14 protein-coding genes and 1 other RNA gene are annotated in these 15,177 nt (G+C 65.9%); 11 read left to right on the top strand and 4 right to left on the bottom strand.

Annotated elements, in window-relative coordinates:
* Positions 1 to 6: 6 nt before the first annotated feature.
* The 4 genes from J5474_RS09990 to J5474_RS09975 form a co-directional block, all read right to left on the bottom strand.
* On the bottom strand, positions 7 to 501 hold the full coding sequence (locus tag J5474_RS09990) for an SspB family protein (RefSeq protein WP_209360773.1): 495 nt from the start codon (positions 499 to 501) through the stop codon (positions 7 to 9).
* A 120-nt stretch (positions 502 to 621) separates the two neighbouring features.
* A complete protein-coding gene (locus J5474_RS09985; RefSeq protein ID WP_209360772.1) occupies positions 622 to 975 on the bottom strand; it encodes a DUF4345 family protein in 354 nt (117 codons plus the stop codon).
* Positions 976 to 1,139: 164 nt separating this feature from the next.
* Positions 1,140 to 1,492: a transfer-messenger RNA gene (gene ssrA, locus J5474_RS09980) on the bottom strand.
* Between the two features lie 59 nt (positions 1,493 to 1,551).
* Entirely contained in the window at positions 1,552 to 2,589 is a 1,038-nt protein-coding gene (locus J5474_RS09975) for a LacI family DNA-binding transcriptional regulator (protein ID WP_209360771.1), read from the bottom strand.
* Positions 2,590 to 2,820: 231 nt separating this feature from the next.
* Between J5474_RS09975 and J5474_RS09970 the strand changes: the two genes are divergently transcribed.
* From J5474_RS09970 to J5474_RS09920, 11 genes are all read left to right on the top strand, one after another.
* Complete coding sequence (locus tag J5474_RS09970; protein ID WP_209360770.1) at positions 2,821 to 4,059, top strand: ABC transporter substrate-binding protein; 1,239 nt, start codon at positions 2,821 to 2,823, stop codon at positions 4,057 to 4,059.
* A gap of 73 nt (positions 4,060 to 4,132) precedes the next feature.
* Positions 4,133 to 5,023: a carbohydrate ABC transporter permease gene (locus J5474_RS09965; RefSeq protein WP_209360769.1), complete on the top strand. Its 891-nt coding sequence runs from the start codon at positions 4,133 to 4,135 to the stop codon at positions 5,021 to 5,023.
* A 34-nt stretch (positions 5,024 to 5,057) separates the two neighbouring features.
* Positions 5,058 to 5,942 carry a carbohydrate ABC transporter permease gene (locus J5474_RS09960; RefSeq protein WP_209361009.1) on the top strand — a complete coding sequence of 295 codons (885 nt, stop codon included), beginning with the start codon at positions 5,058 to 5,060 and terminating at the stop codon, positions 5,940 to 5,942.
* Positions 5,943 to 5,947: 5 nt separating this feature from the next.
* Positions 5,948 to 7,054: an ABC transporter ATP-binding protein gene (locus J5474_RS09955; protein ID WP_209360768.1), complete on the top strand. Its 1,107-nt coding sequence runs from the start codon at positions 5,948 to 5,950 to the stop codon at positions 7,052 to 7,054.
* Positions 7,055 to 7,113: 59 nt separating this feature from the next.
* The gene (locus tag J5474_RS09950; protein ID WP_209360767.1) at positions 7,114 to 7,863 is read left to right on the top strand and encodes a sugar phosphate isomerase/epimerase family protein; all 750 of its coding nucleotides are present in this window, start codon (positions 7,114 to 7,116) and stop codon (positions 7,861 to 7,863) included.
* 3 nt (positions 7,864 to 7,866) lie between these two features.
* Entirely contained in the window at positions 7,867 to 8,997 is a 1,131-nt protein-coding gene (locus J5474_RS09945) for a Gfo/Idh/MocA family protein (protein WP_209360766.1), read from the top strand.
* A 7-nt stretch (positions 8,998 to 9,004) separates the two neighbouring features.
* Positions 9,005 to 10,627, top strand: coding sequence for a glycoside hydrolase family 43 protein (locus tag J5474_RS09940; protein ID WP_209360765.1), 1,623 nt, complete (start codon positions 9,005 to 9,007; stop codon positions 10,625 to 10,627).
* Positions 10,627 to 11,466, top strand: a complete 840-nt coding sequence (locus J5474_RS09935; protein WP_209360764.1) for a TolB family protein — start codon at positions 10,627 to 10,629, stop codon at positions 11,464 to 11,466. The genes J5474_RS09940 and J5474_RS09935 overlap by 1 nt, the downstream gene beginning before the upstream one ends.
* Positions 11,454 to 12,509, top strand: a complete 1,056-nt coding sequence (locus J5474_RS09930; RefSeq protein WP_209360763.1) for a sugar phosphate isomerase/epimerase family protein — start codon at positions 11,454 to 11,456, stop codon at positions 12,507 to 12,509. The genes J5474_RS09935 and J5474_RS09930 overlap by 13 nt, the downstream gene beginning before the upstream one ends.
* A gap of 13 nt (positions 12,510 to 12,522) precedes the next feature.
* Positions 12,523 to 13,653 (top strand): Gfo/Idh/MocA family protein, encoded by a 1,131-nt coding sequence (locus J5474_RS09925; RefSeq protein WP_245216378.1) that lies wholly within the window; start codon positions 12,523 to 12,525, stop codon positions 13,651 to 13,653.
* A 115-nt stretch (positions 13,654 to 13,768) separates the two neighbouring features.
* Positions 13,769 to 15,073 (top strand): replication-associated recombination protein A, encoded by a 1,305-nt coding sequence (locus J5474_RS09920; RefSeq protein ID WP_209360762.1) that lies wholly within the window; start codon positions 13,769 to 13,771, stop codon positions 15,071 to 15,073.
* Positions 15,074 to 15,177: the final 104 nt, after the last annotated feature.

Below are 15,177 nucleotides of genomic sequence, written 5' to 3'. Positions count from 1 at the left end.
AAAAGGTTACTTGCGGAAACGGTCCAGTCGAACGACCTCGGCGTCGTGGTGTTCCTGCCCGTCGGGTTTGTCGGATTTGGGGGATGGCCCCTTTGGCCCGCCACCGGGGGGCGTGGGTTCATCGTCGTCCTCGTCGTCGTCCTCTTGGTCCTGGCTTTCGAAGCGCAGGCCGAATTCCACCGACGGATCGACGAAGGTGCGGATGGCGTCATAGGGGACGAACAGGCGCTCCGGCGCATCGCCGAAGTTCAGCGTGATCCCGAAGCCGGAGTTCCGCACCTCGAGGTCTTCGTACCAATGCTGCATGACTACGGTCATCTCGGACGGGTAGCGGTCCGCCAACCATTGCGCGATCTCCACGTCCGGGTGCCGGGTGTCAAAAGTCACAAAGAAATGGTGATCGCCCGGCAGGCCATTTTCCGCGACGTCCTCCAGAACCTCCTGAATGAGGCCCCGCATCGCGCGGTGCATGAGTTTGCCGTAGTCAATCGTTTCGGACATTTCAGGGGGCCCTTCGTCAGTTTGCCCACACCATATAAATTTTGGCGGGGAACGGAAGAGGGCACAGGGACACAGTGTTCCGGACCGTCCTGCGTGACAGCCACACGGGTCACGCAGAGGTCAGGCAGGCCAGTTGAGTGTCAGGAGCCAGGCGGCGGGAAGTGCTTCGAGCAGAAACCAGACAAATGCCTTCGGCTGCGGAGGGCGGTCGATGAAAATCGAAAGAACGCGGCCCGTCGCGGCGCCGGTGTAGGCGATGCCCAGCGCGGCCCAGGTCCAGTCGCCGACAATGAGACAGGCCAGGCCCATCGCCACAAAAAGTCCTCCGGCAGAGGCGCGCAATTCGGTCAGGCCCATGGTTGAGCCGGTAGGTGCGAGGTCCAGCGCGCGCGCGGCGTAGCCTGGAGCCGAAAAGGCCATGGCACCGAAGGCGATGGTCATCACGGCGATGATGATATTGACGGCGGTGAGCATGAGGCCTCCGGACACGGGTCTGCCGGGGAGGTAGCCGGGGAGGCGGCTCTTTCAACCGTAGCTGACAATGGTGCCGGCTCAGAGCAGGGACAACCGTTTTGAGGCTGGACAACGGTGCCTGTCGATCCGCAACCTGTCGGCGTCAAACTTTTTTTGGGGGGTAAGGTGTCGGATTCTGTTGCCAGGCTCCGACGGGCCCCGCCTTACGCTGCAAAGCATAAGGGCTTAAGTTTCGGTGTTACCAACCGCTTACGCGGCCAGTGCTACCGGAGCATGATTGTCGTTGGCAATTATGCAATGTGAACCGATAACGGTGGTATCTCACCGGGACAAAGCTACATCTTTACGCGTTCGTCGATCCTGTTTCGGCCCCAAGATCCCCCAACGACGGGATATATGGTGGAGCCGCCGGGTACCGCCCCCGGGTCCGATCCGTTTATTACATGCGCGTTTATGCCCATAGTCCCCCGAAGGGAACGAGACGAATATAGGGGTAGTCCGAGGCGGTGAAAAGGGGGGGGCGGACAAAAACCCTGAGAACGGATTTGTGAGAAAGAGCAGGAGCCGCCTGCATAATCAGATCGCTCGGGTGCTGTCGCGTACGACCAGCGACACATCCACGAGATCCACCGTATCCGCTGCCCTCAGAGGCCCGCCGTCGAGACGGTTCAGCAAACGCTCCGCCGCGCGGCGCCCCAGCGTCTGACGGTCCTGCCGGATCGTCGTCAGCGCGGGAATCGCGTATTCCGCAAGGTCAATATCGTCGAATCCGACCACGCTCATGTCGTCCGGCACCTGCACGCCCGCCGCATGCAGTCCCGCTATCAGGCCTAGCGCGGTTTCGTCCGAGGCGCAGAAAACGGCACTGGGGCGGTCGTTCGCGGACATGGCCAGCAGTCGTTCGGCCGCCGCGCGCCCGGAGGCAAGGCTGAAGTCACCGCGGACGATCCATTCGGGGCGCGCCGGCAGGTCAAGCTCCGCCCGCGCCGCCAGCACCGCGTCCCGCCGGACCTGAGTCAGCACGTTCTGGACCGGGCCGGTGACATGCGCGATGCGGCGGTGCCCGAGGTCGTACAGATGGCGCATGGCGAGCGTCGCACCCTTGTGGTTGTCAGAGCGGACGGAGGGCAAGTCCACACCTGCCACCCATTCGCAGGCGCACAGGATACGGTCCGACACGGCATTGCGTGCCATGAGGTCCAGCGTCCCGACCGAGAGCGACCCGTCGAGCGAGATCATCCCGTCGATGCGCTGATCGAGGAAGAAGTCGAGTAGCCCGTCCTGACGGGCCAGGTGGTTGGTGTCCTGTATCAGCACCGAATATTCGGATGCGGCAAAGACTTCGGACAGGCCCGAGAGGATCTGGCTGAAAAACGGGTTGCCGAGGTTCGGCACCAGCACGAGCACCGCGCCCGCACGCTGCCGGCGCAGGTTTCGGGCGGATTGGTTCACCCGGTAGCCGGTTAGGCGGATCGCCTCGAAGACCGCTTCGCGCGTGGTTTCAGACAACAGATCAGGCTTTGACAGGGCGCGGCTGACCGTGGCAGTCGATACGCCCGCCGCACGCGCGACGTCCTGAATGCGCGCCGTTCTCTGTCCCGTGCCCTGTGCCATGGCGGTCTTTGGTTCCTCTGTGCCAGTCCCCCCGGCGATGCAGTGCATTAACCGGGTTGACAGGAATCAACCACGGGGAAATGAATGATGTAATCGATTACAGAAAAGGCAAGATCGAATTTTGCGCATATGTAAACGATTACACGGGCAGGAGGAGAGGCCCGCCACAGAGCCGGGGGAGGCTCGCAGGGAAACCGTCGGGGTACGATCCCGGCGCAGGGAGGACTTGAGATGAAGGCACTTCACGGGATGCTGCTGGGCAGCACCATGTCGGTCGCGGCAATGGCGGGTATGGCGCAGGCCGCCGATATCGAGGTCATGCACTGGTGGACCTCCGGCGGGGAGGCCGCAGCCGTGGGCGAGTTCGCCAAGGCGTTCGACGCCACGGGAAACCACTGGAAGGACGCGGCCTTTGCCGGTCCGGGCGAGCAGGCGCGCGCCATCATGGTCAGCCGCATCACCGGCGGCGATCCCATGGGTGCCTTTCAGTTCAACCACGGCCGCCAGGCGGAGGACCTGATCGAAGCGGGTCTGCTGCGCGACATCACCGACATTGCCAAGGCCGAGGGCTGGGACCAGATGGTCAACCCGCAAAGCCTGCTGGCGGGTTGCACCAAGGACGGCAGGATCTACTGCGCACCGGTGAACATCCATTCGTGGCAGTGGCTCTGGCTGTCCAACAAGGCATTCGCCGACGTGGGTGTGCAGACGCCAACCACATGGGATGAGTTCGTCGCAGTCGCGCCGAAACTGCGCGAGGCGGGTATCCAGCCGCTGGCGGTGGGCCAGCAATCGTGGCAGCAGACCGGCCTCTTCAACGTGCTGATGGCGACGCTGGTGCCGGAGGAGGTTTTCCTTTCGGTCTATCAGGATCACGACGCCGATGTGGCCGCCGGGGCCGATGTGGCCAAGGTTTTCAAGGCGGCCGCCGACGCGCGTGAGATGTCGCAGGGGTCCAACCTGCAATCGTGGAACGAGGCCACCGCGCTGGTGATCAACGGCAAGGCGGGCGGTCAGATCATGGGCGATTGGGCGCAGGGTGAATTTAGCCTCGCGGGTGCCAAGGCGGGCGAGGATTACGAATGCCTCCCCGGTCTGGGAGTGACGGAGGTGCTGGGTACCGGCGGCGATGCCTTCTACTTCCCCGTGCTGGACGATCCTGATCTGGAGAAAGCACAGGCGGAACTGGCCGCGACACTTCTGAAGCCCGAGACTCAGGTGAACTTCAACCTCAGAAAAGGCTCCCTGCCGGTGCGTGGCGATATCGACCTTTCGGCCGCCAACGCCTGTATGCAGAAGGGTCTGAAGTTGCTGGCGGAGGGCAAGGTGCTGCCCGACACCAACCAGTTGATCACGCCGGACACGACCTCGCAGATCAACGACCTCTTCGCGGAGTTCTTCGCGGATGCCTCGATGACGCCGGAGGCAGCTCAGGCGCAGTTCGCCGATATCATCGCCAGCGCCGAGTGACGCCCGCAGGGCCGCTCCCGGAGTGGGGCGGCCCGTTTCCCCCATGACACCGTATTCACGCACGAGGCCACCCATGTCTTCGGAGCGCCCGTCCCGGCTATTCCGCAACATGTCGGCGAAGATCGCCGCCATCCCCATGGCGCTCACCGCGCTGGTGGTCTTCCTTGGCGGAACCGCCTGGACGGTCGCCTATTCATTCACCAAGTCGAAGCTCCTGCCCAAGTGGGACCTCGTCGGCCTAGACCAGTACGAACGTCTCTGGTCGACAAAACGATGGATGGTCTCCATCGAGAACCTCGCTGTCTACGGCGCGGGCATGCTGGTGCTGTCCTTCGTTCTGGGCTTCGTGCTGGCCTGCCTGATGGACCAGAAGATCCGCTTCGAGAACACCTTCCGCACCATCATGCTCTATCCCTTCGCGCTGTCCTTCATCGTGACGGGCCTGATCTGGCAATGGATCCTGAATCCCGATTTCGGCATCCAGCACATCGTGCGGAGCGCGGGCTGGGAAAGCTTCACCTTCGACCCGCTCTATACCGCCGACTGGGCCATCTTCGGCGTCATGCTGGCGGCGCTCTGGCAGGGGTCGGGGCTGGTGATGGTCTTGATGCTCGCCGGGCTGCGCGGCATCGACCAGGAAATCTGGAAGGCCGCCCGCATCGACGGCATCCCCGCCTGGAAGATCTACGTGATGATCATCATACCCATGATGCGCCCGGTCTTCATCACCGCGCTGGTGCTGGTGACCTCCGGCATCATCAAGGTCTACGATCTCGTGGTGGCGCAGACCTCCGGCGGCCCCGGGCTGGCGACCGAGATGCCCGCCAAATACGTCTACGATTACATGTTCCGCGCGCAGAACCTCGGGCAAGCCTTCGCGGCATCCACGATGATGCTGCTCGCGGTGATGATCGTCGTGATCCCATGGGCCATGATGGAATTCGGAGGAAAGCGCCGTGGCTGACGTCTACACAACCGCCCCCGCCAAGGTGGAGCCGATGCTGCAGGGCCCGACAGGCCGCAAGCCGCGAAAGGCGCTGACGCGGGGCAACATCATGCTCTACGGCACGCTGATCGTGGTGTCGCTCTACTACCTGCTGCCACTCTACGTGATGATCGTGACCTCGCTGAAGGGCATGCCCGAGATCCGCGTCGGCAACATCTTCGCTCCGCCGCTGGAGATCACCTTCGACCCCTGGGTGAAGGCCTGGGCCGAGGCCTGCACCGGCCTCAACTGCGACGGCCTCTCGCGCGGCTTCTGGAACTCCGTGCGGATCACGGTGCCTTCGGTGGTGGTCTCCATCGCCATCGCATCGGTCAACGGCTACGCGCTGGCGAACTGGCGCTTCAAGGGAGCGAACACCTTCTTCACCATCCTGATCTTCGGCGCCTTCATTCCCTACCAGGTGATGCTCTACCCGCTGGTGATCCTCCTGCGCGAGATCGGGCTATACGGATCGCTCACGGGACTGGTCATCGTGCATACGATCTTTGGCATGCCGATCCTGACACTGCTGTTTCGCAACTACTTCTCGTCGCTGCCGGAAGAACTGTTCAAGGCGGCACGGGTGGACGGCGCGGGTTTCTGGCGGATCTACTTCCAGATCATGCTGCCCATGTCGCTGCCGATCTTCGTGGTGGCGATGATCCTGCAGGTCACCGGCATCTGGAACGACTTCCTCTTCGGCACGGTCTACACGAAGCCCGACAGCTGGCCGATGACCGTGCAGCTCAACAACATCGTCAACTCCACCCAAGGGGTGAAGGAATACAACGTCAACATGGCCGCCACGCTGCTGACCGGGCTGGTGCCGCTGGTGATCTATTTCGCCTCCGGCAAGCTGTTTGTGCGCGGCGTGGCCGCCGGCGCCGTCAAGGGATGACCCAGATGAACGCGATGACCCCCTTGGAGCCCTCGGTCTCCGATCCCTCCGTCTCGATCCGCAGCCTCGACCTCAGTTTCGGCGCGGTGAAGGTGTTGCAGAACCTCAACCTCGAAGTGAGCCGGGGAGAGTTCCTCGTGCTGCTGGGGTCTTCGGGCTGCGGCAAGTCCACACTGCTGAACTGCATTGCGGGGCTGCTGGAGCTGACGGGCGGACAGATCCACATCGGCGGGCAGAATGTCACCTGGGCGGAACCGTCGGAACGCGGCATCGGCATGGTCTTCCAGAGCTACGCCCTGTATCCGCAGATGACGGTGGAGGGGAACCTGTCCTTCGGTCTGAAGAACAAGCGGATGCCGAAGGCGGAGATCGCCGAACGGGTAAAGCGCGCCGCCGGTATCCTCCAGATCGAACCGCTGCTGAAGCGAAAGCCTGCGGCGCTGTCGGGCGGACAGCGGCAGCGTGTGGCAATCGGTCGGGCGCTGGTGCGCGACGCAGAGGTCTACCTTTTCGACGAACCGCTGTCGAACCTTGACGCCAAGCTGCGCGCCGACCTGCGGGTGGAGTTGAAGCAACTGCATCAGGCGCTCGGCAACACGATGATCTACGTAACCCACGACCAGGTGGAGGCGATGACCCTGGCCGATCGCATTGCCATCATGCGCGGCGGCAAGATCATGCAGTTGGGCGCCCCGCATGAGATCTACCACAACCCCCGGTCGAAATACGTGGCAGGCTTCATCGGCTCGCCCGCGATGAACTTCGTTGAAGGGCGGCTTGAGGGCGGTACCTTCCACTGCGCGCTGGGGTCACTGGACATGGCGGGTTACGCTTTCGACCGCCCTCAAGACGGGCCTGCATGGCTGGGCATCCGGCCGGAGCATGTGGCGCCCTTCGATATAGCCGCCCACAAGCCCATCCAGCGCCAGGCGCGCATTGATCTGGTCGACCCGCTGGGGTCGGAGACGCTGGCGCGGGTCACGGTCGAGGGGCTGTCGCTCTGGGTGAAGATAGACGGCGAAACCGAGGTCCGTGCAGGCCAGACCATGCCCGTCGGATTTTCTCCGGAGCGGGTGCATCTATTTGACAAGGATAGCGAAGCGCGGCTGTAGGCCGGTTTGGGACTAAAGGGAAACGGGGCCGCGCGGGCGGTCCTTCGAGAGGGCAGGACATGGACGTTTCATTTCAGGTTTATTCCGCACGGGAAGCGACCCCGTGGGAGGATGTGGTCAAGGACATCGCGGATCTGGGGTATACGCAGGTCGAAGGCTTCGGCGGGGTCTACGGAGACGCGGGTGCCTTCCGCGCGCTGCTGGACGCGCATGGGCTGACGATGCCCTCGGGGCATTTCTTTCCGCTGGGGGCCTTCGAGGGGGATCTTGAAAGATCGCTGAAGGTGGCGAAGGCTCTGGGGATGCAACGGATGTTCTGCCCGGCGCCGGAGGATCTGTGGCGCAATGGCACCGATGCGGCGAACTGGATCGCACTGGCGGAGCGGCTGGAAACGGCCTGCAAAAAGGTGAACGACGCCGGTTTCGCCTTTGGCTGGCACAACCATCATTGGGAGTTCATGCCGCTGCCCGATGGCCGCATCGCCATGGATCTGCTTCTTGAGCACGCGCCGTCGATCGACTGGGAAATGGACGTGGCCTGGGTCGTGCGCGGCGGGGCCGACCCGCTGGACTACATCGCGCGCTACAAGGACCGGCTGACCACCGCCCACGTGAAGGACATCGCCCCCGAAGGGGACTGCGCCGACGAGGACGGCTGGGCCGACGTGGGTCAAGGCATACTGGACTGGAAGGGGCTGATGGCGGCTCTGCGTGGCGCGGGCGTGGATCTCTTCGTGATGGAACACGACAAGCCTTCGGATGCGAAGCGTTTCGCGGAACGCTCCATCGCGGCCTTCAAGGGGTACTGAGCCATGCAGAAACTGGGTATCGGCGTCATCGGTTGCGGCAATATCTCCACTGCCTACATGCGCCTTGCACCGCTGTTCAACGGTATCGAGATGCGTGCCTGCGCCGACATGAACGCCGAGGCCGCCAGGGCGCGGGCGGAGGAATACGGCTTGCGCGCGCTGACAGTGGAGGAGCTGCTGGCGGCCGACGACGTGGCCCTCGTGGTGAACCTGACCATCCCGGCGGCGCATTTCGAGGTCTCGAAGCGGGTACTGGAGGCCGGCAAGCACGTCTATTCCGAGAAACCCTTTGTCCTGACGCTGGAGGAGGGCGAGGCGCTGCGCGCGCTGGCCAGCCAGAAGAGCCTGCGCGTGGGTTCGGCGCCCGACACTTTCCTCGGCGCGTCGCACCAGCTGGCGCGGCAACTGGTCGACGATGGCGCGGTGGGAAAGATCACCTCCGGCACCTGCTTCGTGATGTCGCCGGGCATGGAGATGTGGCACCCCAACCCCGATTTCTTCTTCCAGGCGGGGGGCGGGCCAGTGCTGGACCTCGGGCCCTACTACGTCTCGAACCTCGTGCAGTTGCTCGGCCCGGTGAAGCGCGTCTGCGCCATGACCTCGATGGGGTCCGACTACCGCACCATCACCAGCCAGCCGCGCGCGGGCGAGCGGATCAAGGTGGAGACGCCCACCACGATCCACGCCGTTCTGCAGTTCCACTCCGGCGCGCAGGTGACCTTCATCTCCTCCTGGGACGTCTGGCAGCACGGCCATTCCAGCATGGAGCTTTACGGCCAGGCGGGGACGCTGCACGTGCCGGACCCGAATTTCTTTGGCGGCGAGGTGCGGATGACGGCGAAGCAGGGCTTCGTCAACGCGCCGGGCATGGACCATCCGCTGGGCGTCACCAACGCGGTGGACGGGCGCGGCGTGCCGCAGGCCAACTACCGCTGCGCCGGTCTGGCCGACATGGCGCAGGCGATCCTCGACGGGCGCGGGCACCGCTGCTCGCTGGAGTTCGCGCTGCACGTGGTGGACGTGATGACGGCGATCCTGCGGTCGGGCGAGATGGGGGCCTTCATCGAGATGACGACCACCTGCGAGCGGCCCGAGGCGCTGGGGCCCGACGCCGCCCGCGCGCTGATGGCGTGAGGGCGCGATGATCCGAAACCCGATCCTGCCCGGCTTCAACCCCGACCCGTCGATCTGCCGGGTGGGGGAGGAGTACTTCATCGCCACCTCGACCTTCGAGTGGTTTCCGGGCGTCCAGATCCACCGGTCGCGCGACCTGGTGAACTGGAGCCTCGCCTGCCGCCCGCTGAACCGGGCGAGCCAGCTCGACATGCGCGGCAACCCGGATTCGGGCGGCGTCTGGGCGCCCTGCCTCAGCCATGCCGACGGGCTGTTCTGGCTGGTCTACACCGACGTGAAGCGGCTCGACGGCAATTTCAAGGACACCCACAACTACGTGGTCACGGCACCTTCGGTCGAGGGGCCGTGGTCCGATCCAATCTTCATCAACTCGAAGGGGTTCGACCCCTCGCTGTTCCACGACGATGACGGGCGGCGCTACGTGCTGAACCTGCAGTGGAAGCACCTCTCCGGATCGGTCGGCGGCGCGCCGAAGCACCCGGCCTTCGACGGCATCTATTTGCAGGAATGGACGCCGGAGCACGGCCTGTTCGGGCCGGTGACGCTGCTGACAAAGGGTTCGGCCCTCGGGCTGACGGAGGGGCCGCACCTGTATAAACGCGGCGGCTGGTACTACCTGACCGTCGCGGAGGGCGGCACGGGCTATCGCCACGCGGTGACCATGCTGCGGTCGCGCGACATCCGCGGCCCCTACGAGATGCACCCCGACGTGCACATGATAACATCCAAGGACGCCCCGGAGGCGGAGCTGCAACGCGCTGGCCACGGCCAGATCGTCGAGACGCCGGAGGGGCTGACCTATCACACGCACCTCTGTTCGCGCCCGCTGAAAGGGCTGGCGGAGCGCAAGTCGCCGCTGGGGCGGGAAACGGCGATCCAGAAATGCGTTTGGCGCGACGACTGGCTGTACGTCGAGGGCGGGCCGGTGCCCAGCGTCGATGTGCCCGCGCCGGTGGAGGCGGAGCCGCAGGCGCCGCGCGCGCTGCGGCGGGTGTTCGACGACGAGGTGCTGCCGGAGGAATTCCAGTGGTTGCGCACGCCCTACCCGGAGCGGCTCTTCAAGCTGACGGGGCAGGCGCTGCGGCTGACCGGTCGGGAAAGCATCGGGAGCTGGTACGAACAGGCGCTGGTCGCGCGGCGGCAGGAGCACCTGGCCTACCGGGCAGAGACGGTGGTGGAGCGCTTCGCGCCCGAGACCTACCAGCAGGCGGCGGGGCTGGCGACCTATTACAACCGGCACAAGTTCCACCTTGCCTGCGTCACGACGATGGACGACGGCACCGGTCCGGGCGTACGTTGCCTGACGATCCTTTCGTGCCCTGGCGATTACCCCGACGGGCGGATGCAGTTTCCCTGCGATCCGGTGCCGATCCCGGAGGGACCGGTGGCGCTGGCAGTGGCGGTCGACCACGCGCGGCAGCAGTTCCTCTACGATACCGGCGACGGTTGGCAGCCGCTCGGGCCGGAACTCGATGCCTCCGTCATCTCCGACGAGGGCGGGCGGGGGGAGCATGGCTCCTTCACCGGCGCCTTCGTCGGGATGCTGGCCTTCGACACCTCCGGTATGGGAATGACGGCGGACTTCACGCGCTTCGACTACGTGCCGGCGGGTGGGCGGGAGGAGGCGTGATGCTCTGCACCATCGAGACCTTCGACATGGCCACGCGGCAGAGCCGCGTGGTCTTGCGCTCTGAGGCGCTGCTGGAGGCGCCCAACTGGGCCCGCGACGGTGCGCTGATCGTCAACGGGGAGGGTCTGCTCCACCGGCTGGCGGAGGACGGGCTGTCCGTGATCGACACCGGCGACTGCGACCTGCTGAACAATGACCATGGGCTGTCGCCGGATGGCGCGTGGTTGGCGATCTCGGACAAGACGGAGACGGGGAAGTCCTGCATCTACGTCCTGCCCGCGGACGGCGGCACGCCGCGGCGGGTGACGCAGGGCGTGCCCAGCTGGTTCCATGGCTGGTCGCCCGATGGCGCGCGGCTGGCCTACACGGCAGTGCGGGACGGGCAGTTCGCCATCTGCACCTGCCCGGTCGCGGGCGGCGAGGAGACGCGCGTGGTCACCTCGGCCCACCACTACGACGGACCGGACTACACGCCCGACGGTCAGTGGATCTGGTTCAACTCGGAGCGCGGTGGCCCGGCCTCCGACCTCTGGCGGGTGCGGCCCGACGGGTCCGACCTGCAGCAGATGACACGTGGCGAGCGCGTCGAGTGGTTCCCGCATCCCTCGCCCTGCGGGCGCCACGTCCTTTACCTCAGCTATCCGGAGGGTACGGAAGGGCATCCCTTCGGCCGTCACGTCGAGCTGCGCCTGATGCCCGCCGGGGGCGGCGCTCCAGAGACGCTCGTGAATCTCTACGGCGGGCAGGGCACGATCAACGTGCCCTGCTGGGCGCCCGATGGCAGCGCCTTCGCCTATGTCCGATACACCGAACCCCAGGAGTCCCCATGCCCGGTCTGATCAAAGGTCCCGCCCTCTTCCTCGCGCAGTTCGCGGGGGACGAGGCGCCGTTCAACACGCTCTCGGGTCTCGCCGGCTGGGCCGCGGGGCTGGGCTACAGGGGTGTGCAGATCCCCACCTTCGATGCGCGGCTCTTCGACCTCGACCGCGCCGCCGAGAGCCAGGATTACTGCGACGAGGTGAAGGGCGCCTGCGCCGAGGCCGGGGTGGAGATCACCGAGCTGTCGACCCACCTGCAGGGCCAGCTGGTGGCGGTGAACCCGGCCTACGACGAGGCCTTCGACGCCTTCGCCCCCGAAGCCCTGCGCGGCAACCCGAAGGCGCGCCAGCAGTGGGCGGTCGAACAGGTGAAGGAGGCGGCCGTGGCGTCGCGCCGGCTGGGGCTCAGGCACACGGTCAGCTTTTCCGGCGCACTGGCCTGGCCCTACCTCTACCCCTGGCCGCAGCGACCCGAGGGGCTGGTGGAGGAAGCATTCGCCGAACTGGCCCGCCGCTGGCTGCCGATCTTCGACCACTACGCGGAGAACGGGCAGGACATCGGTTTCGAGCTGCACCCCGGCGAGGACCTGCACGACGGCGCCACCTGGGAGATGTTCCTCGACGCGGTGAAGGGCCACGAGGCGGCGCGGATCAACTACGATCCCTCGCATTTCGTGCTGCAGCAGCTCGACTACCTGGCCTTCATCGACCTCTACCACGACCGCATCAGCGCCTTCCACGTGAAGGACGCGGAGTTCAACCCGGACGGGCGGCAGGGGGTCTATTCCGGCTTCCAGAAGTGGGTGGACCGAGCCGGGCGCTTCCGCAGCCTCGGCGACGGGCAGGTGGATTTCGGGGCGATCTTCTCGAAGCTTGCGCAATACGGCTACGAGAGCTGGGCGGTGCTGGAGTGGGAGTGCTGCCTGAAGTCGCCGGAGCAGGGCGCGGCGGAGGGCGCGCCATTCATCCAGAGCCATATCATCGAGGTGACCGACAAGACCTTCGACGACTTCGCGGGCGGGGCGGTGGACCGCGCACAGATCAACCGGATGCTGGGGATTTGAGGGGGATATCGCGATGCGGAAACTGAGGCTGGGCATGGTCGGCGGCGGGCAGGGCGCCTTCATCGGGGCGGTGCACCGCATCGCATCGCGTCTCGACGGTCAGTGGGATCTGGTGGCGGGGGCGCTGTCCTCGGACCCGGAGCGCGCCCGTGCCTCGGCCGCGGAACTGGGGCTCGACCCGGCGCGGTCCTATGGCTCCTACGAGGAGATGGCCCGCGCGGAGGCCGCCCGCGAGGACCGTATCGACGCGGTGGCGATCGTGACGCCGAACCACATGCACGCGGGCCCGGCGGTGGCCTTCCTCGACGCGGGCATCCACGTGATCTGCGACAAGCCGCTGGCGGCGACGCCGGAGGACGGGCAGCGCATCGCGAATGCCGTGCAGCGCTCAGGCAAGCAGTTCATCCTGACGCACAACTACACCGGCTACCCGCTGATCCGGCAGGCGCGCGCGATGGTGGCGCGCGGCGATCTGGGGAAGATCCGCGTGGTGCAGGTGGAATACGCGCAGGACTGGCTGGCGGAGGAGACCCAGGGCAAGCAGGCGGACTGGCGCGTGGACCCGGCGCGGTCGGGCGCGGGGGGGGCTGTGGGCGACATCGGCACCCATGCGCTGAACCTCGCCACCTTTGTCACGGGGCTGAAGCTGGCACGCATCGCCGCCGACCTCGACGCCTTCGTGCCGGGGCGACGGGTGGACGACAACACGCAGGTCCTGCTGCGCTTCGAGGGCGGTGCGAAGGGGGCGCTCTGGGCATCGCAGGTGGCAGTGGGGAACGAGAACGCGCTGCGCCTCCGGATCTATGGCGAAGAGGCGGGGATCGACTGGGCGCAGGAGACCCCAAACGTCATGAGGTTCGCCCGGTTCGGTAAGCCGGTGCAGCTGATCACGCGAGCAGGCGCCGGGGCGGAGGATGCGGCCAACCGCGTCAGCCGCACGCCGGGCGGCCATCCTGAGGGCTACCTCGAAGGTTTTGCCACGGTTTACAACGAGGCGGCGCACCTGATCCGGCACGCGGATCACGGCATGCCACCGCCCGAGGGCGTTCATGCGCCGGGGATAGAAGCGGGGCTGGAGGGGATGCGTTTCATCGCCGCCTGCGTGCACTCCTCCGCCAACGACGCGGCCTGGACGGAGGTCTGATCCACGGCAGGGCTGGGGTGATCGGCCTGGAGACCGGGCGAGAGACGGGCCGGGGGGCTGGCAGGGCACGGGGGTTTGGCGCTAGACAGGGCGCGAGACCCGCCAAGGAGCGCCCATGGACCTCTTCGACGCCACCCCCGGCCCGCGCCGCCGCCCGCTCGCGGATGTGCTGCGCCCGACCTCGCTGGACGAGATCATCGGCCAGCAGAGCCTCGTGGCCAAAGGCTCGTTGCTGCGCCGCCGGATCGCGGCCAACGCGCTCGGGAGTCTGATCCTTTTCGGGCCGCCGGGCATCGGAAAGACGTCGATCGCGCGAGCCATCGGCAACACGCTGGGCAAGGAATTTCGCGTCCTGCATGCGGCGGGCGTGCGCGTTCAGGATATCCGCAAGATCGCGGACGAGGCCCGGATGAAACCAATCCTGATGTTCGTCGACGAGGTGCACAGGCTGTCGGCCACGCAGGCGGACGACCTGCTGACGATCTGCGAGGAAGGCACGACCGATTTCATCGGCGCCACGACGGAGAACCCGTTCCACTCCATCCCGAAGGCGCTGATTTCGCGGTCACAGGTGCTGAAGCTGGAACCGCTGTCGCCCGGGGACATGACGCGCGTCATTGAACGCGGACTGGCGCATCTCGCGGCGCAGGGCCTGACGCTGGAGATGACGGCGGCGCAGAAGGCGCAGATAGCCGGACGGTCGGGTGGTGACGCGCGGCGCGCCCTGACCACGCTCGAAAGCCTCTCCCTGGGACATGACTGCGATCACGTCACCCTGACCGATGCCATGATCGAGGAAGCCTTTGCCGCGGCGCCCGTCGCCTTTGACCGGCAGGGGGATCAGCATTACGACGTGATGTCGGCCTTCATCAAGTCGATGCGTGGCTCCGACCCGGATGCCACGCTCTACTGGCTGGCGGTGCTGGTGCACGCGGGCGAGGATCCGCGTTTCGTTGCGCGGCGGATCATGATCCATGCGTCCGAGGACGTCGGGCTGGCGGACAACACTGCGTTGCAGACGGCGGTCGCAGCGGCGGAGGCGGTGGAGCGCATCGGCTACCCTGAGGCGCAGATCATCCTCGCCCATGCCGCGCTGCATATTGCCCGCGCACCCAAATCCAACGCCGCCTGCCGCGGTATAGGGGCAGCGCTGAGCCATGTGCGTGCACAGGGGCAGGTCACCGTCCCGCTGCACCTGCGCGACGCACATTACGCGGGGGCCAAGACTCTTGGCCACGTCGGCTACCGGTTTCCGCACGCCGATCCGCGCGGCTGGGTGGAGCAGGAGTACACCATCGGCATTCCGCGCGGCGCGTTCTACCAGAGCGACGCCCGCGAGGCCGCGACCTTCGAAAAGCGCGCCGACCAGCATTGGAATGACATCACCGGACGTCGGGCGGTGCGTACCTTCGACGACTGACGCGCGCTGGCCAGCCGGAATGCAGCGCTCCGGTCAGAAAATTACGCATTTATGCCCGGCAACTCTTTTGTTGACAGTTTTGGTGCGATATATCTGCGGGACGT

This window comes from Sagittula salina (assembly GCF_017813235.1).
In the GTDB taxonomy this organism is placed as follows: domain Bacteria; phylum Pseudomonadota; class Alphaproteobacteria; order Rhodobacterales; family Rhodobacteraceae; genus Sagittula; species Sagittula salina.
The sequence above is the reverse complement of the archived record's forward strand: the minus strand, read 5'-3'. Positions and strand labels throughout refer to the sequence as shown.

Bases quoted from the DNA above. Each gene is read 5' to 3' on its own strand.
- J5474_RS09940 (WP_209360765.1), top strand. From the start codon at position 9,005: ATGATCCGAAACCCGATCCTGCCCGGCTTCAACCCCGACCCGTCGATC.
- J5474_RS09945 (WP_209360766.1), top strand. From the start codon at position 7,867: ATGCAGAAACTGGGTATCGGCGTCATCGGTTGCGGCAATATCTCCACT.
- J5474_RS09925 (WP_245216378.1), top strand. From the start codon at position 12,523: ATGCGGAAACTGAGGCTGGGCATGGTCGGCGGCGGGCAGGGCGCCTTC.
- J5474_RS09985 (WP_209360772.1), bottom strand. From the start codon at position 975: ATGCTCACCGCCGTCAATATCATCATCGCCGTGATGACCATCGCCTTC.
- J5474_RS09975 (WP_209360771.1), bottom strand. From the start codon at position 2,589: ATGGCACAGGGCACGGGACAGAGAACGGCGCGCATTCAGGACGTCGCG.
- J5474_RS09990 (WP_209360773.1), bottom strand. From the start codon at position 501: ATGTCCGAAACGATTGACTACGGCAAACTCATGCACCGCGCGATGCGG.
- J5474_RS09970 (WP_209360770.1), top strand. From the start codon at position 2,821: ATGAAGGCACTTCACGGGATGCTGCTGGGCAGCACCATGTCGGTCGCG.
- J5474_RS09935 (WP_209360764.1), top strand. From the start codon at position 10,627: ATGCTCTGCACCATCGAGACCTTCGACATGGCCACGCGGCAGAGCCGC.
- J5474_RS09930 (WP_209360763.1), top strand. From the start codon at position 11,454: ATGCCCGGTCTGATCAAAGGTCCCGCCCTCTTCCTCGCGCAGTTCGCG.
- J5474_RS09950 (WP_209360767.1), top strand. From the start codon at position 7,114: ATGGACGTTTCATTTCAGGTTTATTCCGCACGGGAAGCGACCCCGTGG.
- J5474_RS09920 (WP_209360762.1), top strand. From the start codon at position 13,769: ATGGACCTCTTCGACGCCACCCCCGGCCCGCGCCGCCGCCCGCTCGCG.
- J5474_RS09960 (WP_209361009.1), top strand. From the start codon at position 5,058: ATGCTGCAGGGCCCGACAGGCCGCAAGCCGCGAAAGGCGCTGACGCGG.
- J5474_RS09965 (WP_209360769.1), top strand. From the start codon at position 4,133: ATGTCTTCGGAGCGCCCGTCCCGGCTATTCCGCAACATGTCGGCGAAG.
- J5474_RS09955 (WP_209360768.1), top strand. From the start codon at position 5,948: ATGAACGCGATGACCCCCTTGGAGCCCTCGGTCTCCGATCCCTCCGTC.